This window comes from Enterobacter sp. MF024 (assembly GCF_005843915.1).
Taxonomy (GTDB): domain Bacteria; phylum Pseudomonadota; class Gammaproteobacteria; order Enterobacterales; family Enterobacteriaceae; genus Enterobacter; species Enterobacter barmai.
The window spans coordinates 111,996-133,987 of the sequence record NZ_VCBB01000006.1 but is presented as its reverse complement, the minus strand read 5'-3'; the positions used below and the strand labels follow the sequence as shown (position 1 = coordinate 133,987).

The following is a 21,992-nucleotide window of genomic DNA, read 5'->3' as shown; positions in this document are numbered from 1 at the left end:
GATGGGGATGGGGTTTTACCCCTTCAAGGGGTAGTCGAAAAAAAATTTGTGAAAGTGTTACCATCGCCTCTCTTTTGTTGGCGGCAGGACAATGGAATGAGTGGACTCAAACAGGAGCTGGGACTCGCGCAGGGTGTTGGCTTACTTTCAACGTCTTTATTAGGTACGGGGGTTTTTGCCGTGCCTGCGCTGGCAGCCCTGGTGGCGGGTGATAACAGCCTGTGGGCGTGGCCGGTGCTCATCGTGCTGGTCTTCCCGGTGGCAATTGTCTTTGCCATTCTCGGGCGTCACTTCCCGAGCGCGGGTGGTGTAGCGCACTTTGTCGGGATGGCGTTTGGCCCGCGTCTGGAGCGCGTCACCGGCTGGCTGTTCCTTTCCGTCATTCCCGTGGGTTTGCCTGCCGCTCTGCATATCGCGACGGGCTTCGGTCAGGCCCTCTTTGGCTGGCACGACGCGCAGCTGTTACTGGCCGAGCTGGGCACCCTGGCCATCGTCTGGTGGGTTGGCTCACGTGGAGCCAGCTCCAGCGCCAACCTGCAAACCCTGGTCGCCATTCTGATTGTGGCGCTGATTGCCGCCATCTGGTGGGCGGGAGATATTGAAGTTTCAAAGATCCCCTTCCCTGCGGTCACAGATATCAACCACTCGCAGCTTTTCGCGGCGCTTTCTGTGATGTTCTGGTGTTTTGTCGGCCTCGAGGCTTTTGCCCATCTGGCTTCCGAATTTAAACAGCCGGAACGGGATTTTCCGCGCGCCCTGATGATCGGTCTGCTGCTGGCAGGCACGGTCTACTGGGCCTGTACGGTGCTGGTACTCCACTTTACCGCCTACGGTGCCGAGATGGCGGCAGCGGCTTCTCTTCCTGCCATCGTGGTACAGCTGTTTGGCCTGAAGGCGCTGTGGATTGCCTGCGTCATTGGCTATCTGGCCTGCTTTGCCAGCCTGAATATTTACATCCAGAGCTTTGCCCGACTGGTCTGGTCCCAGGCCCTATACAAGCCGGAAAGCCGTCTCGCACGACTGTCGAAACGTCAGCTGCCGCTCAACGCCCTGAATACGGTGCTGGGCTGCTGTGTGCTAAGTACGCTGGCTATCTACTGGCTGGACATCAACCTCGACGCGCTTATCGTCTATGCCAACGGCATTTTCATTATGATCTACCTGCTGTGCATGCTGGCGGGATGTCGTCTGCTGAAAGGCCGCTATAAAGCGCTGGCGGTGATTGGCGGAGTACTCTGTTTGCTGCTGCTGGCAATGGTGGGATGGAAGAGTCTCTACGCCATTGTGATGCTGGCGGGATTATGGCTGTTTTTGCCGAAGCGGAGTGCGGTGTAAGTTACGCCCGGTGGCGCTTCGCTTACCGGGCCTACAGATTCCCCAGGCCCGTGCAAGCGCAGCGCCGCCGGGCACATAATCAACGGTCGTCTTTATGGTCCAGACGGTCGCGCTGATCATCCTTGCGCTGATACTCCCCGTCAAACGTCTCGCCACCGCCCGTACCGGCGCTGAAACCACCACCCGGCATACGGTTAAAACGCAAATGCGGCATCAGCTTCAGCGTCAGGAGCTTTTGCACTGGCGGGACAAGCAGCAGCAGGCCGAGGAAGTCGGTGAAAAATCCGGGAATAATCAGCAAAATACCGCCGATAATCAGCGATACGCTTTTGATCATCTCCGCAGCCGGACTCTCCCCTGCGGCCATCTTCTGCTGCATTAACAGGAAGTTTTTGAAACCCTGATTGCGCACCAGCGACATGCCAATCACCGAAGTGAAAATCACCAGTATCAGCGTCAGCAGGACGCCCAACACGTGGGCGACCTGAATAAAAATAGAAATCTCTATGTAAACATAGAGAAAGATTGCAGCTAACGGTATCCAGCGCACTGGCTTCTCCTGTGTGGCAGACGCCTTTATGGCCCCTGTCGGTATCAATTTGCGATTCGCGTCTGTCAGAAATGGAGGCGTTTAGTCAAAATTCAATCGGTTTGCACGGATATTTTTTCTGGAAATATTAAAGCGGTGATTCATTTCACAGATTAATAAATATCATGTCGCGGGCTCCATAATAAGTGATCCAGGTTACGGCATTTCGCTATCATCAGCATATCATTCCGGGTATCTGGTCGATTCAGGGGATAATCGTCGGTCAGAAAATAGACATAACCACATATGTACTGTGTGTTTAGTACATCAATCGGCAGCTTGAAAAGAAGGTTCACATGTTAAACAACATTCGTATCGAAGAAGATTTGTTGGGTACCAGGGAAGTTCCAGCGGATGCCTACTATGGTGTTCACACTCTGAGAGCGATTGAAAACTTCTACATCAGCAACAGCAAAATCAGCGACATCCCTGAGTTTGTCCGTGGCATGGTGATGGTGAAGAAAGCGGCAGCCATGGCGAACAAAGAGCTGCAAACCATTCCTAAAAACATCGCCAATACCATCATCGCCGCCTGCGATGAAGTGCTGAACAACGGCAAGTGCATGGACCAATTCCCGGTCGACGTCTATCAGGGCGGCGCGGGTACATCAGTGAACATGAATACCAACGAGGTACTGGCAAACATCGGCCTTGAGCTGATGGGCCACCAGAAAGGTGAGTACCAGTACCTGAACCCGAACGATCACGTCAATAAATGCCAGTCCACCAACGACGCCTACCCGACCGGTTTCCGTATCGCCGTGTACGCCTCTGTAGTGAAGCTGGTTGATGCGATTAACCAGCTGGGCGAAGGTTTCCAGAACAAGGCTGTCGAATTCCAGGACATCCTGAAAATGGGGCGTACCCAGCTGCAGGACGCGGTACCGATGACCCTCGGTCAGGAGTTCCACGCGTTTAACGTGCTGCTGAATGAAGAGACCCGCAACCTGATGCGCACCTCTGAACTGCTGCTTGAGGTGAACCTTGGGGCAACGGCGATTGGTACGCGCCTGAATACCCCGGATGGCTATCAGCAGCTGGCGGTGCAGAAGCTGGCGGAAGTCTCCAACCTGGCCGTTGTGCCGGCGGAAGACCTGATTGAAGCCACCTCCGACTGCGGTGCCTACGTAATGGTGCACAGCGCGCTGAAACGCCTGGCGGTGAAACTGTCCAAAATCTGTAATGACCTGCGTCTGCTCTCTTCCGGGCCACGTGCCGGTCTGAACGAAATCAACCTGCCGGAACTGCAGGCGGGCTCGTCCATCATGCCAGCCAAAGTGAACCCGGTCGTGCCGGAAGTGGTAAACCAGGTGTGCTTTAAAGTCATCGGCAACGACATTACCGTTACCATGGCGTCCGAAGCGGGCCAGCTGCAGCTGAACGTAATGGAGCCAGTGATTGGCCAGGCGATGTTCGAATCCATCCACATCCTGACTAACGCCTGCTACAACCTGCTGGAAAAATGCGTTAACGGCATCACGGCCAACAAAGCGGTTTGTGAAAGTTATGTATATAACTCTATCGGTATCGTGACTTACCTTAACCCGTTCATCGGTCACCACAACGGCGACATCGTTGGTAAAATCTGTGCTGAAACCGGTAAGAGCGTACGCGAGGTCGTACTTGAGCGCGGACTGCTGACAGAAGCCGAGCTGGATGATATCTTCTCGGCGCAAAACTTAATGCACCCGGCCTATAAAGCAAAAAGATATACGGATGAAAGTGAACAATAACAGTTCAGGTTAAACTTCATGAAGGCACGTCAGATGACGTGCCTTTTTTCTTTTTAGGCGTTACCAAAACACAACAATTTAATATCAACTTGTTAATAAGCAAGGTAGGCACTTATGTTCGGAGCAGAACTCGTCATCGTCTTGTTGGCGATATACTTAGGCGCAAGGCTTGGAGGGATCGGTATCGGTTTCGCCGGTGGTCTCGGCGTGCTTGTCCTCACTCTCTTTTTTCAAATTAAACCAGGCGCTATCCCGTTTGACGTTATTGAAATCATCATGGCGGTTATCGCCGCTATCGCAGCCATGCAGGTTGCAGGCGGTATGGACTACCTGGTGAGCCTGGCGGAGCGTATGCTGCGCCGTCACCCGAAATACATCACCTTCCTTGCTCCGCTGGTCACCTGGTTTATGACCATTCTGGCCGGTACCGGCCATACCGCGTTCTCCACCCTGCCGGTGATCACCGAAGTGGCGAAAGAGCAGGGCATCCGTCCGTCCCGTCCGCTCTCCATTGCCGTTGTCGCTTCGCAAATTGCGATTACCGCCTCGCCAATTTCGGCGGCAGTGGTGTTCTTTGCCGGTATCCTTGAGCCGCTGGGCGTGAGCTACCTGACGCTGCTGGCGATCTGTATTCCGGTGACCCTGATTGCGGTGATGATCACCGCGGTGGTCTGTAACTTCCTCGGTGCCGAGCTGAAAGACGATCCGGTGTATCAGGAGCGTCTGGCAAAAGGTGAAGTGAAGCTGCGCGGCAGCCAGGCATTTATCCTGAAGCCACACGCTAAACGCTCCGTGCTGCTGTTCCTGATCGGCATCGTCGCGGTGATGTTCTACGCCACCGCCATCAGCGATACCGTTGGGCTGATCCAGAACCCGGTTCTGCCGCGTAACGAAGCCATCGTGGTGTTCATGCTGACCATCGCTACGCTGATTAGCATCACCTGTAAAATCGACACCAGCGAAGTGCTTAATGCCAGCACCTTCAAATCCGGTATGAGCGCCTGCGTGTGCGTACTGGGCGTGGCCTGGCTGGGCGATACCTTCGTCAAAGCCCACATCACCGATATCCAGACCGTTGCGGGCGACCTGCTGCATAACTACCCGTGGTTGCTGGCGGTGGTGCTGTTCTTTGCGGCTACCCTGCTCTACTCTCAGGCGGCCACCACCAAGGCGCTGATGCCTGCGGCACTGATGCTGGGCGTTTCTCCGCTGACTGCAATCGCCTCGTTTGCTGCCGTTTCCGCGCTGTTTGTGCTGCCAACCTACCCGACCCTGCTTGCAGCCGTCGAAATGGATGACACCGGCTCGACCCGCATTGGTAAATACGTGTTTAACCACGCCTTCCTGATCCCGGGCGTGATTGCTATTACCCTGTGCGTGATCCTCGGCTTCATCATCGGCGGGATTGTGCTGTAAACCTTTTTTGGCTGTAAAAAGAGTTAAAGTCGGGCCGCTTAGCGGCCCGATTCATTAATGAGCAGCGGCCCGTCGTGATATAGTGATTTTTTTTCGCGATAACGAGGTCGACCTGTGAATATGCCTGACACTGTTGTTGTACTCTGTACCGCCCCTGATGAAGCTACCGCTCAGGATCTGGCTGCCAAAGTCCTGGCAGAAAAGCTCGCGGCCTGCGTGACCATCCTCCCCGGCGCCACCTCCCTTTACTACTGGGAAGGCAAGCTGGAACAGGAGTATGAAGTGCAGATGCTGCTTAAATCCAGCGTGGCCCATCAGCAAGCACTCCTCGACTGCCTCAAATCGCATCATCCTTACCAGACCCCGGAACTGCTGGTGCTGCCAGTGCTCCACGGTGATAACGACTATCTCTCATGGCTCAACGCGTCCTTACGCTGATCCTGCTGCTGTGCAGCACATCAGTCTTTGCCGGGTTGTTTGATGCACCCGGCCGCTCAAACTTCACGCCAGCCGATCAGGCTTTCGTGTTCGATTTTCAGCAAAACCAACATGAACTGAATCTCAACTGGACTGTGAAGGAGGGTTACTACCTCTATCGCAAACAGATCAGCATTACGCCCGCTCAGGCGCAGGTCGGTGAGCTCCAGTTGCCCGCCGGCGTGGCGCACGAAGACGAATTTTACGGTAAAAGCGAAATCTACCGCGGCCAGCTGTCTGTCCCGGTAACGGTCACTCAGGCTGATAAAGGTGCCACCCTGACGGTCACCTATCAGGGCTGTGCCGACGCGGGCTTATGCTATCCGCCCGAAACCAAAGTCGTGCCGCTGAGCGAAGTTACCGCAACTGACCAACCAGCAGTTTCCCCTCTCCCCTCAGGGGTGACGGGCGAAAGCGGCAGTGAACTGCCCTTCTCCGCCTTCTGGGCCCTTCTGATCGGCATCGGCATCGCCTTTACGCCCTGCGTATTGCCGATGTATCCGCTTATCTCCGGCATCGTGCTCGGGGGCAAGCAACGTCTCTCTACCGCCCGCGCGCTGCTGCTGGCGTTTATCTACGTACAGGGGATGGCGCTTACCTATACCGCGCTTGGCCTGATCGTGGCGGCAGCCGGGCTCCAGTTCCAGGCCGCGCTGCAGCATCCGTGGGTGCTTATCGGGCTGTCAGTGGTGTTTATCCTGCTGGCGCTCTCCATGTTTGGCCTCTTCAGCCTGCAGCTGCCCTCTTCCCTGCAAACCCGCTTAACCCTGATGAGTAACCGTCAGCAGGGTGGTTCCATAGGCGGGGTATTTGCGATGGGCGCTATCGCCGGGCTGATCTGTTCGCCCTGCACCACCGCCCCGCTCAGCGCGATCCTGCTCTATATCGCCCAGAGCGGTAATATGTGGCTCGGCGGCGGCACGCTCTATCTTTACGCCCTGGGAATGGGTCTGCCGTTGATTCTGGTGACGGTATTCGGCAACCGCCTGCTGCCCAAAAGCGGCCCGTGGATGGAAACAGTCAAAACCGCGTTTGGCTTTGTAATCCTGGCGCTGCCGGTGTTCCTGCTGGAACGCGTGATCGGCGATGTCTGGGGGATGCGCCTGTGGGCCATGCTGGGGGTGGCATTCTTTAGTTGGGCATTTATCAGCAGCCTCAGTGCCCGCAAGCCGTGGGTCCGCGTTGTGCAGATCCTGCTGCTGGCTGCCGCGCTGGTTAGCGTGCGCCCGCTACAGGACTGGGTGTTTGGCGCGCCGGCCGCGCAAAGCCAGGCGCACCTGAATTTCACGCCGGTCAGGAACGTCGACGAATTACATCACGCGCTAGCGCAGGCGCAGGGCAAACCGGTGATGCTCGACCTCTACGCCGACTGGTGCGTCGCCTGCAAAGAGTTTGAAAAATACACCTTTAGCGACCCACAGGTGCAAAACGCGCTGAAAGATACCGTCCTCCTGCAGGCTAACGTCACGGCGAACGGCCCGGAGGATAAGGTCCTGCTGAATGAGCTTAAGGTGCTCGGCCTGCCTACCATCCTCTTTTTTAATGCTCAGGGTAAGGAGCAGTCCGCTCAACGGGTAACGGGCTTTATGGATGCCGCCGCATTCAGCGCGCATTTGCGCGATCGCCAACCGTAAACGACACTTTAAGCGGGAAAGTACGAAAGTAACGGAGGAGAAAACCGTGCAACGTGAAGATGTTCTGGGCGCAACCCTGCAATTGCTTGAAATTCAAGGGATAGCCAGCACCTCGCTGGAAATGGTCGCCGAACGAATTAATTATCCTCTGGATGAACTCCGCCGTTTCTGGCCCGATAAAGAGGCTCTGCTGTACGATGCCCTGCGCTACCTCAGCCAGCAGGTAGACATCTGGCGCAGGCAACTGATGCTTAACCCTGACCTCTCGGCGGAACAAAAGTTAATGGCGCGCTATTCCGCGCTCACCGACTGCGTGCGCAATCACCGCTACCCAGGCTGTCTGTTTATTGCCGCCTGTACCTTTTTCCCGGATCCGGGCCACCCTATTCACCAGCTTGCCGACCAGCAAAAACGCGCCTCACATGACTTTACCCATGAGCTGCTGACCACGCTTGAAGTAGACGACCCGGCGATGGTGGCAAAGCAGATGGATCTAATCCTGGAGGGCTGCCTCAGCCGGATGCTGGTGAACCGCAGCCAGGCAGATGTCGACACCGCCCAGCGACTGGCGGAGGACATTCTGCACTTCGCACAATGTCGTAAAGGGGGGGCGCTGACTTAAGCCAGCATTCCCGCCCAGGCAGAAATAAAGAGGCACAGCGCCATCAGGCGCTGGAAACGCACCATTGCCGCAGTGGTGCGAAACAGCCTGTTCACTGCTTTTCCCAGCCATGCCCAGCACAGCAGGCAGGCCACTGAAATCAGTAAAAACCAGAGCGCCATCAGCGCGACGTCCCGTAATACATGCCCCCCTGCAGGAGCAAACAGGCTGACTACCGCCAGCGCCATCATCCAGGTTTTAGGATTGATCACCTGCAAGAGTGCCGCCGCACGCGCGGTAAACCGGGTATGCGTATTACCGGATAAGTTAGCTGCGGGTGCGCAAAACAACTGCCAGCTCATCCAGCTCAACCACAACACCCCGGCCCAGCTCATCCCCTGACGCACCAGCGGATACTGATGCAGCAGCTCACCCGCTCCGGCCCCCGAAATCAGCACAATGGCACTGGCTGCCGCGCAGGCGCTCACCAGCGCAGGCAGGGTTGCCTTCACACCGTGGTGCTGACTGTTGGTCAGAATCAAGATATTGGTAGGGCCCGGCGTTATCGAGGCGACAAAAGCAAACAGCAGAAACGGGATCAGATTCACAGGTGGCTCCTTTTGATAAGAGCCCTGACATTGCCGCTATTTTCTGGAAACGTCTGGAAGGTTTGTGCATAACCGCCGGTAGTGGGCGGGCGTAATGCGATAGGCACGCTGGAACCAGCGCCCTAAATGGCTTTGATCGGCAAACCCCAGCGCCGCCGCCACATCGACAGGCTGATCCCCACGCGCCAGAAGCTGCCGTGCTTTTGCCAGCCGCAGCTGAATGAGCCAGGCATGGGGCGCCAGATGAAACTCGCGCTTGAAGCAGCGGGTAAGCGTAAAGCGATCGGTGCCGGTCTCCCGTGCCAGATCGGAAAGACCAATATTGTCGCCCAGGTGCGCATAGAGATAGTCCCGCGCCCGGTGCGCTACCGCCGCGCTCTGCAGTTGCGAGGGGAGTTTTTTGCGCCAGTAGCAGTGTGACGTGAGCTGGGCCAGCAGATTATCCATCGTGCTTTGCTGCACGATTTTCATCTCGTCGTTGTGCAGCGTGGCAAAGGTGTCGCCAATGATGCGCACAAGCTGCGGCTCGCGGGTCAGGGTTTGCGTGAAATGCAGGGAATAACTGCCGGGGGTGGATTCATACAGGCCATGCAGGGTATCGGTCAGCCAGCGCTCGTCGAGGTAGAAGGTCAGATAGGTGAAGCCGCCTGCGACAGGAGCGTCGCCGTCGTGGATCTCACCCGGCTCAAGCAGAAACGCATCACCCGGATGGCTACGATGGCGCTCACGACGGCAATGGAACTGCTGGGTACCGCTCAGGGTGATGCCCACCAGATAGCTGTCGTGCCAGTGCGGATCGTAGGCATGCCCTTCAAAGTGCGCCTTGATCGTTTCAATTCCTGTATCCGCATGCTGTCGCAGTTCAAGCCAGTCGTTCACTGTCGCTCCCCTTTTTCGCTGCCAGCATTGCCCGAGCGTATCTTTCTGTCTGGAAGATTTGTGCAAAATCGCCGCGCAAACCGACAGATTGCCGCAATCTTAAGCAGTTGAACAGGGTTTCCCGAAATAAGGTTGACGACCGTACGCGATTACGGTTTAATGCGCCTCGTTGCCCGGATAGCTCAGTCGGTAGAGCAGGGGATTGAAAATCCCCGTGTCCTTGGTTCGATTCCGAGTCCGGGCACCACTATTTAAAGAACCCGCCCAAAAGGCGGGTTTTTGCTTTTGGAGAGCCGGACTCTTCATCGAACTCCGTTCGATTATTCGCCGCCAGCGGCTCACCCCTTCGGGGCCAGCGCGGCAAGCGCGCTGTTCAACGCCTGCGGCGTTAGTCCGAGTCCGGGCACCACTATTTAAAGAACCCGCCTTTTAGGCGGGTTTTTGCTTTTACAGAGCCGGACTGGCACCACTATTTAGAAAAACCAGCCTTAGGGCTGGTTTTTTGCTTTTCAGCTTTCAGCCAAATCCTTCAGTTAATCACGACCGACGACAGCCGATACCAGCCATCACTCAGTTTCCCCTCGTTAGCGAGCTGGATCCGCGCTGTGTTGTTTTTATCCACCAGCGCCATGTCCAGCTGATAGCGTCCGGCCGCAAGGTTACGCGGCGTTGCCAGCTGATAAGCCGAACTGTGCCTGCCCGGCAGCCACTGGCGGATATCATCCCCGGCGCTGCCCTGGGCGACCGTGCTCCCGCGCTGGTCCTGCAGGCGCCAGGCGAGGTTATAACGCAGATAAATCGGCGCCACGCCATCGTTTGACCATTGGCTGGTGAGCGACAGGGCCTGCCCCGCACGCGCACTCGCCGGATGCGTCAGCGACACCACCCGGAAGCGGTAACCTATTTTAGTCAGCGCCTTGTCGACGATATCGCGATACACCTTCGGTATTTCAGTGGATTTGATATTCAGGGTGCTGGCATGCTGCGCCAGCGCCCAGTCAAAGGTCGCCTGTACCTCTTCGCGAGAGTACTTTTGCTCGGTCAGCCATTCCGCCATATGGCCGCAAATCTCCAGGCTGACGGGCGCTTTTTTCCAGGCGTCGTTGAATCCCGGCCAGGCCGCCTGCGCCGCCGTAATACGCTCCGGGTAATCATTGGCCATATGGCTCCAGGTAGGGCTGAAGTTGCGCCAGTCTCCCCAGCAGTCCGCCCGCCAGCCCGCCCCTTTTTTCGCTGCATAGGCGACGGAATCATAGCCGTTGATCAGCATGATCTTAGGCGTGTCAGGAAAGGCACTGAAATGCATATCAACGTAACGGTTGAGCAGCGCCGGGGAATAGCGCTCCTGCAACGGCGGCAGGTTAGGGAAGTTGCTGTTATGCCACTCCCCCCAGGCGCCCACCATCCCAATGTCGATGAAAGCCAGCTCCGGGTTATTGTTGTACCGCGCGCCAAACGCCTGCAGAAGCCGCCGGGCGTAGGCAATATAGGTAGGATCGTCCAGATCGGGGGCAAAGGTTTTATGATCCGGCGTCCAGGTGCCTTTAATCCCTTTGTCGATCAGCCACTGGGGGATCTCAGAGCCTGACTCCGGCCCATCGAGGATCATAAAGCGCAGCCCGACGTTCATGGGCGGTTGATGGGCAGCCGCCGCCGCAAACCCCTCATCCACCAGCGCAAAATTGTACTGCCCTTCTCGCGGTTCAACCTCGCTCCAGTAATAGCGCCGATATTCGAGGCCCGTCGCCGGATAATCCGCAAGGTTTAAGTCCTGATCGTGAAAACGGGCCACGCCGTTCCCGGGATTAGCCAGCGGGCCGCTAATGGCGGGCGGATTCACCGTCTGCAAGGTTTCTGCACTTTCAGCGCAGGCCCAACCCGAAGAGAACATCAGCGCTCCGGCGATAAGCAGTAACAACCCATTTTTACTGCATGGCAGATCGTTTAAGCGCATTGAATCCCCTTTTTACAGTGACTTACTTCTTATAAATAACATTTTATTTCACAGAATATATTCCCGGACTCACACGAATTGACTATTTCCATAAACAAGAAAGGAACTAATGTTGATATGTTACTGCGCGGGAAAAGTGAGTGTCAGGATTCATCTATCATACCTCTGGGCCAACAGACACCGCTTATTTCTGGTTTTATCAATTTTTATCATGAGTAGCATGGTGAAATGTTCAATAAAAATAACAAGCTAATCAAAAAGCTGTTCTTCCATGAGTCCTGGGACATCATGGTCATAAACAGCCACGGCCAGCATGTTTTCCCGGAAAACACGCTGGATATTCTTTGTAACGCTAAAGCACAGCAGCTTGATAAAAAATATATCTTCCAGGCCGACCCTTTTATTATAGATAAAGGCGATCGACTGTATGTTTTTTATGAAGCTTTCTCCTTCCTCAACTCTAAAGGCATTCTGCGTTGCCGTATCCTGAATAAAGACCTTCAGGAGATGGACGACGTTAAGCTTGAAGGCTTTGACGACTTAAAATGCCATCTCTCTTTTCCGTTCCTGTTTGAACTCGAGGGTAAACTGTTCATGATCCCCGAGTCGTCAGAGAGAAAAGAGGTCATTCTGTTCCAGTCCGTCGATTTCCCCGCGCGCTGGGAAAAGGTCAAAGTGCTGGTCTCCGATATAGCCGTGACGGATAACGTGGTCTTTGAGCTGAACGGCGTGAACTACCTGGTCTCCACCACGCTGGATAACGAGCTGGTGATCCACACCTCAGAGGGCATTCTCGGCGACTGGAAGCAAATCTCCCCGGCCCTGGATATCTGTAATGTTCATGCCAGAGGTGCCGGCAAGCCGTACTCGATCAACGACAAGACCTACCTTTTTACCCAGGAGTGCAATCCTGGCTTTTATGGAAAGTCTATCTTCATCAAGGAATTGACCAGCCTGACGCCGCATAAATATGAAGAGAAGCTGGTAGGCAAAATAAGTTCGTCGATTAATAACAGTGACGGTATTCACACCTTAAACTTTACCGATAACTATATTGTCTACGATACAAAACACCTGACCTTCAGCCTGCTCTCCACGCTTAAAAAGCTGACGTATAAAGTTATGGTTAATCACCGAAAGCGTCTTTTTAGCTAAGTGACAATATGGGGAATTAGCACTAACCTAACCAGTGTCACAGGATAAAAAACTGCAAAAGAGCGTCTATATTCCGCCACCCCGGTGCGCGGACGGATGCGGGCTTTTTAGGGGATTTATTATGGCAATTCTGGTTACGGGCGGTGCAGGTTATATTGGTTCACATACGGTGCTGACATTACTGGAGCGAGGAGAAGAGGTCGTTGTCATAGATAATCTTTCTAATGCTTCGCAGGAGTCGTTAATCCGGGTTGCAGAATTAACGGGAAAACAGCCGGTGGTTCATATCGCTGATATTCTCGATCGCGACGCGTTAAAAACGCTTTTCACTCAACATACCATTACCGACGTCATCCACTTCGCGGGCCTTAAATCTGTTTCCGAGTCTATTGCCCAGCCGCTCGCCTATTATGAAAACAATGTGGTCGGGACGATGGTCCTTCTGGATGAAATGCAGCGGGCAGGCGTGACCAGTTTAATTTTCAGCTCGTCGGCCACGGTTTATGGCAATCCTGACGCCGTTCCCCTGAGCGAGAAGTCCCGCACCGGCGGTACCACGAACCCGTACGGCACCTCCAAGCTGATGGTAGAGCAGATTTTGCGGGATTTCGCGGCCGCGCAACCGCAATTCAGGATCACCTGTCTGCGCTATTTTAATCCGGTGGGTGCGCACCCTTCCGGGCGCCTGGGAGAAGATCCGAACGGTATTCCCAATAATCTTGTGCCCTATATTTCCCAGGTTGCGATCGGCAAGCTGGAGTGCCTGACCGTCTTCGGCGACGACTATCCGACGCCTGACGGAACCGGCGTTCGGGATTACATTCATGTGATGGATCTGGCCCACGGCCATCTGGCCGCGCTGGATCATAAAGACGAAGGCGAGGCGTTTAAGGTCATCAACCTCGGCACCGGCGTCGGGTATTCGGTAATTGACCTGATCAAGGCATTCGAAAAAGCCGCCCAGACCAGAATCAATTACCGCATCGTCGGCAGGCGCTCCGGCGACGTGGCAGAGTGCTGGTCTGATTCGTCGCTGGCGCGCCAGCAGCTGGGATGGCAGGCCACGCGCAACCTGGACGAGATGATGCGCGACGCCTGGAACTGGCAGAAGAACAATCCCGGGGGTTACAACGCCTGACGTTCAGCTGAGCAAACAGGTGCCATCAGGCACCTGTTTTTTACTGATATTTCAGACTGAGCCACCAGTCCCAGATCCCGACGTGGAAGTTCTGGAAGACGTCTATTCCCAGTGCCGATTTGATCATGTACAGCGTCAGCAGCACGCAGCACAGCAGGAACAGCGTGGCGAACAGAATGAGGAAGGTCACCACGATGCGTGACAGTTTTGACTCCGGGCGGGAACGCGCGCGGAGGTCCCGTCCCAGTAAGAACACCATATAGAGGCGTTTGCCGAAGAAAGGAAAACTTTTACGGAAATCGATCCGATGCCGCGATGCCAGGGTAATCGAAACGATGGCGTCCTCGATCTCCTCTTTTTGCTCTGGGGTCAGCTGAGCGGCAACGTTCTTATCAAGCACTTCGTAAAAACGATCGATAACTATCGGGTTTCTGGGCTTACTGGTCAATTTTAACCTATTGTTTTATCTATTTTGTGGTAGACAGAGACGGTTTTTCTGGCGATTTCGTCCCAGTTGTAACGCTTCAGAAAATCACCGTAATCCACGCGCGGCAGGTTCGCCTGGCTTGCCATTTTCCGGGCTAAATCCGCGATGTTCCCGAGCTTAAAGCTGGTCTCATCCGGCAAGCCGACCTCGAGATTGGGCAGAATATCGCTTACCACCACCGGGAGCGAGTAGGACATCGCCTCCAGTAGCGCAATGGGCAGCCCCTCATGGTACGACGGCATCACAAAGAGTGAAGCCTGAGAGAAGACAACCTGCAACTCCTCACCTTTTAAAAATCCCGTCATCACCACGCCCGGCGTCTCAAACGCGAGCTGCTTCAGACGCAAACTGTATTCCGAGGGGTGATCCGAATCCCCCACCAGCACCAGCGGCAACGTCAGGCCCGACTGTTGATACGCGGCGATGGCGTCATGCATCCCCTTCTCTTCAACGAATCGCCCGACCATCACGATATAGCCCCCGGGCTGCAGATCATACCGCCCGAGGATCCTGTCAATCGTCTCGTTATCCAGCGGTTCTGGCACCTTCACGCCGTTATAAATCAGATGCGCATCATAGCGGTAGTATTTCTGCTGGATCAGCTGGTTGATCACCTCAGAAATCACAATCACTTCACTGGCGTACTTCACCGCCACTTTCTCACCGAGCATCAGGATTTTTTTCGCCGTCTTGCCCCACTTCTGGCGATCGTAGTCCGGCCCGTGATGGGTAAAGACCACGCGTTTGCCCAGCAGGCGTAACAGCGGCACCACGAGGCCGGGTCCGATGGCGTGAACATGAACAATATCGGATCGATCGAAGAATGTCCTCAACGCAGCGATAACAGAGTGCACGATGGCCTCAAAACTGCGTTTTTTAGGTGCCCACAGCGCCAGCGTCTCGACGTTTTTGTAGCTCGAGCGCCGGTAAGGTACATAGGGAGACCGGGCAATGACGCAAATCTCCACGTCATACTGCTGGCGAATAGCCGGATAGAGATGCTGACAGTGGGTTTCGACGCCGCCCAATACATCGGGGATCCCCCGGGTACCCAACACCGTGATTTTTTTTGCCATGTTATCGCCCGTCGAGCAGCTCGCGGTACAGCGACTGCAACGTTTCCATGTGCTTACGCAGTGAGTATTTCTGGCAAAGCCGTTCCCGGCCTCTCAGCCCCATCTCCCGGGCCTGCTGCGGGTTTTCCGCTATCACGTCCAGCGCATCGGCCAGATCCTGAGCGTTGCCAGGTTCAAACAGCAATCCTTCCACATCGTGTCGAATCTGCTCCGGGATGCCGCCAATGCGGGCCCCCACCACCGGCCGGGCGAACGACATCGCCTCCAGCACCGCCATCGAGCAGTTCTCATAACATTCTGAGGGCAGCACCACCGCCCGGGCGTTTTTAATCAACGCATCCAGCCCCGGTCCCTGCTGCACATAGCCAAGGAATTCCGCATCGGGGAAGTTCTTAACCATGTCGTCATGCAGCGGCCCGTGGCCGACCACTTTTAACGGCATTTTGTTGCGCATAAGCTGATGCGCCCGGGTCAGCGTCGGCACCCCTTTTTCGCGGCTCAGGCGCCCGACGTAGAGCAGATACGACTCATCAGGGCTCTCTTCTGGCGGCTTACCGTCGTCGATGCCGTTCACGATCACCTCGATACGGGACTTCGGCAGCGAGCGCTTCAGCTCGTTACGCAGGAACTCGCTCGGGGAGACAATCACGTCCAGCGCCTGATAATTTTGCGCGATGTACTGCCAGGTGGCCTCTAAGGAGAGCAGCAGGCTTTTCGCCGCCGAGCCCTCCTGGCAGCGATAGCGAAACGCATTGAACACGGTGCCGGTCACGCAGGCATCGCACACCTTGCCGTCGCGCAGCATGGAGTACGACGGGCACATAATTTTATAGTCGTGGGCGGTTAACACCGTCTTACAGCCGAAATCCCGGGCGACCTTGATCAGCGCCGGCGTCAGCTGGTGATAGATATTGTGGAAGTGGACGATCTCCGGGCGCGTCTGCTCCAGCAGCGCCCGCATTTTTTTGCAGGCTTCGCGGTTGTGAATAAAGTTGATGGCGGTTTTAGCCCCGGCCAGCAGACCACCCTCTGTATGGTAATCCACGTTTGTGACAAAGTAGTCCGCATAGTCAGAGGGGAAGTTTTTCTCATGCTGCATCGAGAAATCGATCACCTCCACGCCGGCCTCTTTCAGCATGTTGCGTTCCTGAAAATAGACCGTTTCAGCTCCTCCTTTGATAAAGAAGAACTTATTCACCAGTAAGACTTTCATTACTCTCCCTGCTCACGAATAACTTTATTGCCCGGTGGCACCCTGGGGTCGCGGAGCGGATGAAAAAGCCCTTTGACCAGCCCGGCAGAGAGCACCGCCAGATTGATTACGCTGTTGAGGCCGTTTTTTAATGAGCGGTTGCGAATGGTTTTCAGCAGGATAAAGGCCAGCAGCGGCAACAGCGCGATATCGATCAGGCTGACGTCGAAGGTAAAGAACACAATCAGCACGATAAGAATGTAACTTGCGAAGATGACTTCGTTTTTCACCAGCATCAGCGCGTCGCGGAACCAGGGTTTACCCCACGCGCTGCGCAGCAGCTCCCCCGGCGCCTGATGGAAACCGCTCTTCCAGCGATAGCGCAGCATTTTGAAGGTCGGCATTGTGTAGGAGGTGTGCCGGAAATAGGGCACGTTCAGGCGATGCAGTTTGTAACCCGCGGTCAGCAGGCGGATCCCCAGCTCCGCCTCTTCATAGGCGTGCAGGCTGCGGTTGGTTAAGTAGCCGATATCGGCAATCGCCGACAGGCGGTACAGTCCGCCGCCGCCCAGATGGTCGCAGTCGCCCAGGGGGTAGATCTTATTAATGCGCTGCTTGCGGGAGGTGAATTCATAGTTTGAAGCGTCGTCCATCTCCACCGTTCCGGCCACGCCAGCGTACCCAGGATTTTCCTGCAGAAACGCCACCGCCCGATCGATGAATCCCGGCTCCAGCTCCATATCGCCATCCATCAGCAGGATGAACTCACCTTCGCTGTGAAGGTAGCCCAGCTGATGCCCGACGCCGCAGCAGCGGTCTGCCGGTTCGGTTAACGACACCACCATCACCCCTTTATCGCTGGCCAGCTGCTGGGTGTTATCCGTCGAAAGACTGTCGGCAACGATAATTTTATGCGGATACTCAGCAATCTGGCTGCGAATACTGTCGATGGTTTTCTCTATACATTCGGCTTCGTTAAACGTCTTAATACTTACGGTAATAAACGGTTTGTACATCAATAGAGCCCCGTATAACGGCGTACGGTCCGGCGAATGATCAAGCTGGAACCTAATGATAAATAGAACAAGAATTGCAGCATTGGCACGATCATCAGTATCTGGCTGTAGGGAATACTGAGCAGACAGGCGATTGAAAAAACGTTAAAGGCCGGCGCAAAGCTCAGCAGCCGGAGATCCTGCTCATCAATCTGGTCAACCGACAGCAACGGTTCAGGCTGAACCACTTTCAGAATATAGACAAACAGCCCGATAAAGATGACGGTCCCCACCACCCCGACTTCCCAGAGCAGCATACTCATGGCGGTACTGTCGAGGGTCAGGTTGTAGATCTGGTTCAGGAAACCCGGCGAGAGGAAGCTGCCGCTGTTGGTGGCATTCAGCCCGTAGCCGAACAGCGTGCCCGGCAACCCCGACAGGTCGTTATGCTGTAACCAGAACGTCAGGGTGGTAAAACGCCCTATCTCCCCGCCCGGCAGGATGAAGTTCGGGTCGAAAATGTAGCCCAGTGAGTCAAAGAACACGGCGAAGGGGTTTTCCGACGTGTCGATGCCATAGGCGGCGCTATAGCTGTAGGCCAGGATGACAATGGCCAGGCCGATCAACAGCACCATCGACACCAGAATAGACAGCAGCACGGCCAGATTCACCTTGCTCGCCTCTTTGACCCAGGAAGGCATGATCCACACCCACCCCAGCAATAACGGCGACAGCAGGATCACGAACTTCACTTCACCAATAATGCACATCACAAAACCCAGGATGATATGCAAGGCCATGTTTTTAAAGCTGGTCAGCCCATGCTTATACTCCGAGACTTTCAGCAGCATGATCAGCAGGCAGAACAAGCCCATCGCTGCGGTGTTTCCCCCACCCATCGGGTCGCCCCCGAACGTTCCCACCACGGAGTCCCATTTTTCCTCTTCGCCATGCAACGCCACGCGCTGCGGCACCACAAAGATGAGCTGGTAGAGCGCAACCGGGAACTGGAGATAAAAAATCCAGTACAGGCCGCGCGTGACCTGGTAGATCTGCGATTCCCGGCAGAACCCCAGCAGCAGGCAGAGCATCACCAGCGAGAGGGCAATCTCATTCTTAAACCCGATAAGGGTGATGAGCGCCCCGCCCTGAAACAGGGTCGAGATCCCTGCGAGCAGGATAAAAGAGAGATACAGCGTCAGGACAATGGCTTCCTGCGCATCGAGGCGCACGGGTTCGTGACGGGTCTGCAGAAGCAGGAAAGCCGCCATCAGCATCGTTAAGAAGAAGGGCAGCCACAGCACCGTCAGCTCACCGGTAAAATACTGCACCAGCCCGCAGAAGATGAGTGTCAGCAGGGTGAACGTTTGTAGGTAATGTCCGGTATTAAGATTCATGATGCCACTGACCCGTTTTTCAGAATATCGGCGCGCTTATTCACCTTCAGATAGATGAAGGCGTAGCGAATGAACGTCAGAATCGAAAATATGATGATGGAGGTCGCATAGTCATTGTAGAAGTACGGGACAACGACAAACGCGATCCCCACGATCGCCAGTTGTTCGAGCTGGATCCGCAGGAAGTAGCGGTGCGAGCCGAAAATCAGCTCGATTACCGTCAGCGGACAGACCGCCAGCGCCGGGAACAGGTACGGCAGCATGTAGCGCGAGGTGGGTACGGAGGCGATCCACTCCTCGCTGAAACCGAGATTCATCACAATCGGATAGAAGATAAAGACGCCCAGGGTGCAGATCACGCCCAGCACCAACAGCAGCAGGCGGACCTTTGTGTACTCTTCGTAGTTGAAGACGTTGTTTCTGAAATCAATCGACCATTTCGAGAAAATGGTATTGCGCACCGCATTGCCGACAATCACCACCGGGGCCAGGCAGAAGCGGCTGACCACCGAGAAGTAGCCCGCCGTTAAGGCTGAGAACCAGAAGTTGATCAGCATGATCGGCAGGTTGTTGTTAGCCATCGCCAGCACTTCGGCACTGCCCACTTTGGTGATGTGGTGGATATTTTTTTGCAGGAACGCCAGGTTACTGGAGGGCGACAGGTGATGCAGCGCGACGGTGCGAATATCAAATGCCCGCAGGATGCAGGCGCTGGTCAGCGCCATCATCAGGATCGCCCACATCCAGTAAAACGCCATCACCTGGTGGGTGAGCAGCACGGACACCACCACCACCACCGAGACGGAGATGCGTTGCACCACCAGAAAGCGAAAGTTTGCCGTGCGCAGCGACAGGTTCTCGGCTATCAGCACCCAGGTATTCGAGAGCGTGAGCAGGTAGAGGAAAAGGACATTCTGATGAAACAGCCAGCCCGTCAGTACGGCATACGGAATGGCGATGGTCAGGCTTTGCAGCAGACAGAACACCACGTTCTGGGCCAGCTCGTCATCCTGTTGCCTGGGGATCAACAGCTGCGAGGCAAAGGTACAGACCTGCGCCCCGATCAGGGCAATGCTGTAGTTGAGCGCGTAGAGCCCCACCTCGCCAAGATCGTACTTATGCGAAATGAGCCAGATCGACAGGGCACCAATCAGTTGTGATATGACTGATGACCCCGCGATCGTGGAGGCGCTCTTAAGGAGACTCATGCCTGGCCTGTGTTATTCATCAGTTCGTGGGTATGGTAATTCAGCGAACGCAGCCCCTCTTTGCTCTCCAGATTTTTATCCACCACCTGATTCAGCACCCCGCCGATAATCACGTTGTGGTCGTTGGCCGCTTTCTCAATGGCTGGCCCAATCGTGTCGGCCGCGTTCAGACCCGCTTTCAGGACAAAGATCAGGCCATCCGTCACCTGGCTCACCAGCTGGACTTCCTGGCTCTGATTCACCGCCGCCACATCGACGATAATGCGCTGGTAGCGGCCACGCAGCGAATCGATCAGCGGTTTCAGCCGTTCAGGCGACAGCAGCAGCAGCGCGGAGACCGGGGTATTGCCGCGCGGCAGGAAGTCGAGATTCTCGCTCATCTTCACCAGCACGTTGTCGGTCGCACTGTCGCCGCGCAGCACTTCTGCCACGCCCGGCGCCTTCGGTGAGCCCAGTTCGCCCGACAGACCGTCGCTGTTGAAGAAATCCATATCGATAAGCAGCGTTTTCTGGTCAAAGCTAAAGGAGTTGGCCAGCAGGTTCGCCAGCAGCGTCCGCCCCTCTCCGCCTTCCGCCGACGTCACGGCAATGACCTGCAGCGGATGGCTGTTCAGCATGATCTGCGTGCGCATGCTGTGAATGATGTCGGCATTCAGCGGATCGCTGGCGATCAGATCGCGGATTTTGCTGCGCCCGCCCACCCCTTTAAAGCGGCGGATCTCACCCAGCGGCAGCAGATTCAGTCGTTTCTGCATCTGGCTGAGGGTATTCACCGATTTGTCCGTGGCGGTTTTCACCATGATGTACATCGTGTAGAAAAGCATCACCAGCAGCACAATCATCAACATCAGCAGCGGCTTATTCGGTTTGGCCGGAAGCGCAGCGGGTACAGCCGGATCGTAGATCTCCGCATCGGCATCGGAATAAGAGCCGGGTAACGCCAGCTCCTGCGTGCGCTGATAGGCCATCTTGTACATCTCTTCCGTTTTATCCAGCGCCAGCTTCAGGTCGTTGTATCCATCACGTTTCATAGACAACTTCTGGAAGTTCGCTTTCTGTTCTTCCAGCTGCTTCTGATAATTTCTTTCGTCCGCCAGCGCCGCCTCGTAGTTCTGGCGTAATCCGGCTTCCTGCTCCCTGAGCGTCATCGCCGTTTGCGCCTGGATCGCGCTGATACGGGCCCGGGCCTGGATCACTTTGTCGTACTGTGGCCCGTAGGTTTTTTCCAGTTGCGAAAGCTCGCTGTTGGCCTGGATCAGGGCGATGCGTAAATCCTGGATCTGGGCATGGTTTGAAATCGACGGCAGCGAGATGGCTCTCCCCCCGCCGGAACGAATCTCGTTATAGACAGATTCAGCCGCCACCCGGCGCTCGGTCGCATTCGCCAGTCGGTTGGTGATAATGCCCATCTGTTCCGTCTCAAAACCATCCACGCCGCGGAAGGTCAATAACCCCTCTTTCGCCAGATAGCCATCCAGAGCGGACTTTTGTTGCGCCATCTGCTGCTGAAGTTCCTGAAGCTTCTGCTGGTTATCATCCCTCGCCTTCGCCGTTTTTTGCTGCTTGAGGGCCAGGGTGTAATTGATAAACGACTCGGCGACGCCGTTAGCCACATCCGCCGCCAGTTGCGGCGACGTGGATTCATAGGAGACGGTGGACAGATGGGTGGTGCGCACGTTGCTGATGGTGAGATCTTTCATCAGCGTTTTCAGGGCATGATCTACCCGCTGCTGTTCGTTCTCAGGGGTTGCGCCAATGCCCGCCCCCTCGCCGTTAAACGCGGGGTTCTGATCGAGTTTCAGCGTGCGAATGGCCTGCTCAAGCACCACGCGCGACTGCATCAGCGCGGTTTGCGTTTCGTAATATCCGTTACGGGTGGAGTCATAGCCTTCCACTTTCTGGAATGGTGAAACATTGTCCGGCTGAGCTTTGATCAGTACCGTGGCGGTGGAAACGTACTTCGATGACATCAAACTCATTAGTGGCCAGGCAATCGCTCCGGCAACGATGCCGGAGAGAAGGATTTTCCAGGAGTTCTTTTTAATTTCTCTGGCAAATCTTGCGATATCGATAGCGCTTTCTCGCTTTTTGCCATTTTCCACTATTGATAGTTTCATG

At 55.4% G+C, this 21,992-nt stretch carries 19 protein-coding genes and 1 tRNA gene; 9 read left to right on the top strand and 11 right to left on the bottom strand.

The genetic code is table 11. The features are described from left to right. The first annotated feature begins 96 nt into the window (after positions 1 to 96). Positions 97 to 1,335 (top strand): L-methionine/branched-chain amino acid transporter, encoded by a 1,239-nt coding sequence (gene yjeH / locus FFB58_RS12735; protein ID WP_138370068.1) that lies wholly within the window; start codon positions 97 to 99, stop codon positions 1,333 to 1,335. A 79-nt stretch (positions 1,336 to 1,414) separates the two neighbouring features. Here the strand turns inward: yjeH and FFB58_RS12730 are convergent, their stop codons facing one another. Next, complete coding sequence (locus FFB58_RS12730; protein ID WP_039028409.1) at positions 1,415 to 1,885, bottom strand: FxsA family protein; 471 nt, start codon at positions 1,883 to 1,885, stop codon at positions 1,415 to 1,417. A 335-nt stretch (positions 1,886 to 2,220) separates the two neighbouring features. On the opposite strand from FFB58_RS12730, the gene aspA reads away from it, so the two are divergent. The 5 genes from aspA (at position 2,221) to FFB58_RS12705 (ending at position 7,806) form a co-directional block, all read left to right on the top strand. Next, the gene (gene aspA, locus FFB58_RS12725; protein WP_039028408.1) at positions 2,221 to 3,657 is read left to right on the top strand and encodes an aspartate ammonia-lyase; all 1,437 of its coding nucleotides are present in this window, start codon (positions 2,221 to 2,223) and stop codon (positions 3,655 to 3,657) included. 114 nt (positions 3,658 to 3,771) lie between these two features. Next, complete coding sequence (locus FFB58_RS12720; protein ID WP_039028407.1) at positions 3,772 to 5,073, top strand: anaerobic C4-dicarboxylate transporter; 1,302 nt, start codon at positions 3,772 to 3,774, stop codon at positions 5,071 to 5,073. A 114-nt stretch (positions 5,074 to 5,187) separates the two neighbouring features. Beyond that, positions 5,188 to 5,511: a divalent cation tolerance protein CutA gene (cutA, locus tag FFB58_RS12715; RefSeq protein ID WP_039028406.1), complete on the top strand. Its 324-nt coding sequence runs from the start codon at positions 5,188 to 5,190 to the stop codon at positions 5,509 to 5,511. Next, on the top strand, positions 5,487 to 7,184 hold the full coding sequence (locus FFB58_RS12710; RefSeq protein ID WP_138370067.1) for a protein-disulfide reductase DsbD: 1,698 nt from the start codon (positions 5,487 to 5,489) through the stop codon (positions 7,182 to 7,184). Before cutA ends, FFB58_RS12710 begins: the two co-directional genes overlap by 25 nt. A gap of 46 nt (positions 7,185 to 7,230) precedes the next feature. Beyond that, positions 7,231 to 7,806 carry a transcriptional regulator gene (locus FFB58_RS12705; RefSeq protein ID WP_039028483.1) on the top strand — a complete coding sequence of 192 codons (576 nt, stop codon included), beginning with the start codon at positions 7,231 to 7,233 and terminating at the stop codon, positions 7,804 to 7,806. On the opposite strand, the gene FFB58_RS12700 is transcribed toward FFB58_RS12705, so the two are convergent. Both FFB58_RS12700 and FFB58_RS12695 read right to left on the bottom strand, forming a co-directional pair. Continuing rightward, entirely contained in the window at positions 7,803 to 8,393 is a 591-nt protein-coding gene (locus FFB58_RS12700) for a LysE family translocator (protein ID WP_138370066.1), read from the bottom strand. The two genes, FFB58_RS12705 and FFB58_RS12700, sit on opposite strands and share 4 nt — an antisense overlap. A 36-nt stretch (positions 8,394 to 8,429) precedes the next feature. Then, positions 8,430 to 9,272, bottom strand: a complete 843-nt coding sequence (locus FFB58_RS12695) for an AraC family transcriptional regulator (protein WP_039028403.1) — start codon at positions 9,270 to 9,272, stop codon at positions 8,430 to 8,432. Positions 9,273 to 9,443: 171 nt separating this feature from the next. Between FFB58_RS12695 and FFB58_RS12690 the strand changes: the two genes are divergently transcribed. Continuing rightward, positions 9,444 to 9,519 (top strand) — tRNA-Phe (locus FFB58_RS12690). Positions 9,520 to 9,801: 282 nt separating this feature from the next. Here FFB58_RS12690 and FFB58_RS12680 read toward each other — a convergent pair. After that, the gene (locus FFB58_RS12680; RefSeq protein ID WP_138370160.1) at positions 9,802 to 11,163 is read right to left on the bottom strand and encodes a DUF4832 domain-containing protein; all 1,362 of its coding nucleotides are present in this window, start codon (positions 11,161 to 11,163) and stop codon (positions 9,802 to 9,804) included. A 291-nt stretch (positions 11,164 to 11,454) separates the two neighbouring features. Between FFB58_RS12680 and FFB58_RS12675 the strand changes: the two genes are divergently transcribed. Together FFB58_RS12675 and galE are read left to right on the top strand one after the other, a co-directional pair. Beyond that, positions 11,455 to 12,381 carry a hypothetical protein gene (locus FFB58_RS12675; protein WP_138370065.1) on the top strand — a complete coding sequence of 309 codons (927 nt, stop codon included), beginning with the start codon at positions 11,455 to 11,457 and terminating at the stop codon, positions 12,379 to 12,381. A gap of 121 nt (positions 12,382 to 12,502) precedes the next feature. Then, positions 12,503 to 13,519 carry a UDP-glucose 4-epimerase GalE gene (galE, locus tag FFB58_RS12670; RefSeq protein ID WP_138370064.1) on the top strand — a complete coding sequence of 339 codons (1,017 nt, stop codon included), beginning with the start codon at positions 12,503 to 12,505 and terminating at the stop codon, positions 13,517 to 13,519. Between the two features lie 40 nt (positions 13,520 to 13,559). On the opposite strand, the gene FFB58_RS12665 is transcribed toward galE, so the two are convergent. Genes FFB58_RS12665 through FFB58_RS12635 form a run of 7 tightly spaced genes read right to left on the bottom strand, consistent with a single transcriptional unit; the run spans position 13,560 to position 21,991 of the window. Continuing rightward, positions 13,560 to 13,967, bottom strand: coding sequence for a hypothetical protein (locus FFB58_RS12665; protein WP_039028400.1), 408 nt, complete (start codon positions 13,965 to 13,967; stop codon positions 13,560 to 13,562). Between the two features lie 2 nt (positions 13,968 to 13,969). Continuing rightward, entirely contained in the window at positions 13,970 to 15,082 is a 1,113-nt protein-coding gene (locus FFB58_RS12660) for a glycosyltransferase family 4 protein (protein WP_138370063.1), read from the bottom strand. 1 nt (position 15,083) lies between these two features. Then, on the bottom strand, positions 15,084 to 16,295 hold the full coding sequence (locus FFB58_RS12655) for a glycosyltransferase family 4 protein (RefSeq protein ID WP_138370062.1): 1,212 nt from the start codon (positions 16,293 to 16,295) through the stop codon (positions 15,084 to 15,086). Then, a complete protein-coding gene (locus FFB58_RS12650) occupies positions 16,295 to 17,293 on the bottom strand; it encodes a glycosyltransferase (RefSeq protein ID WP_138370061.1) in 999 nt (332 codons plus the stop codon). The genes FFB58_RS12655 and FFB58_RS12650 overlap by 1 nt, the downstream gene beginning before the upstream one ends. Next, on the bottom strand, positions 17,290 to 18,666 hold the full coding sequence (locus FFB58_RS12645; RefSeq protein ID WP_039028396.1) for a hypothetical protein: 1,377 nt from the start codon (positions 18,664 to 18,666) through the stop codon (positions 17,290 to 17,292). Before FFB58_RS12645 ends, FFB58_RS12650 begins: the two co-directional genes overlap by 4 nt. Next, on the bottom strand, positions 18,663 to 19,874 hold the full coding sequence (locus FFB58_RS12640; RefSeq protein ID WP_039028395.1) for a capsular biosynthesis protein: 1,212 nt from the start codon (positions 19,872 to 19,874) through the stop codon (positions 18,663 to 18,665). Before FFB58_RS12640 ends, FFB58_RS12645 begins: the two co-directional genes overlap by 4 nt. After that, a complete protein-coding gene (locus FFB58_RS12635; protein ID WP_138370060.1) occupies positions 19,871 to 21,991 on the bottom strand; it encodes a polysaccharide biosynthesis tyrosine autokinase in 2,121 nt (706 codons plus the stop codon). The genes FFB58_RS12640 and FFB58_RS12635 overlap by 4 nt, the downstream gene beginning before the upstream one ends. Position 21,992: the final 1 nt, after the last annotated feature.

What these genes read in the sequence shown, in the direction of transcription:
- FFB58_RS12635 (WP_138370060.1), bottom strand. Translation starts at nt 21,991, where the DNA reads ATGAAACTATCAATAGTGGAAAATGGCAAAAAGCGAGAAAGCGCTATC.
- galE (WP_138370064.1), top strand. Translation starts at nt 12,503, where the DNA reads ATGGCAATTCTGGTTACGGGCGGTGCAGGTTATATTGGTTCACATACG.
- FFB58_RS12655 (WP_138370062.1), bottom strand. Translation starts at nt 16,295, where the DNA reads ATGAAAGTCTTACTGGTGAATAAGTTCTTCTTTATCAAAGGAGGAGCT.
- FFB58_RS12645 (WP_039028396.1), bottom strand. Translation starts at nt 18,666, where the DNA reads ATGAATCTTAATACCGGACATTACCTACAAACGTTCACCCTGCTGACA.
- aspA (WP_039028408.1), top strand. Translation starts at nt 2,221, where the DNA reads ATGTTAAACAACATTCGTATCGAAGAAGATTTGTTGGGTACCAGGGAA.
- yjeH (WP_138370068.1), top strand. Translation starts at nt 97, where the DNA reads ATGAGTGGACTCAAACAGGAGCTGGGACTCGCGCAGGGTGTTGGCTTA.
- FFB58_RS12720 (WP_039028407.1), top strand. Translation starts at nt 3,772, where the DNA reads ATGTTCGGAGCAGAACTCGTCATCGTCTTGTTGGCGATATACTTAGGC.
- FFB58_RS12675 (WP_138370065.1), top strand. Translation starts at nt 11,455, where the DNA reads ATGTTCAATAAAAATAACAAGCTAATCAAAAAGCTGTTCTTCCATGAG.
- FFB58_RS12660 (WP_138370063.1), bottom strand. Translation starts at nt 15,082, where the DNA reads ATGGCAAAAAAAATCACGGTGTTGGGTACCCGGGGGATCCCCGATGTA.
- FFB58_RS12680 (WP_138370160.1), bottom strand. Translation starts at nt 11,163, where the DNA reads ATGTTCTCTTCGGGTTGGGCCTGCGCTGAAAGTGCAGAAACCTTGCAG.
- FFB58_RS12640 (WP_039028395.1), bottom strand. Translation starts at nt 19,874, where the DNA reads ATGAGTCTCCTTAAGAGCGCCTCCACGATCGCGGGGTCATCAGTCATA.
- FFB58_RS12710 (WP_138370067.1), top strand. Translation starts at nt 5,487, where the DNA reads ATGGCTCAACGCGTCCTTACGCTGATCCTGCTGCTGTGCAGCACATCA.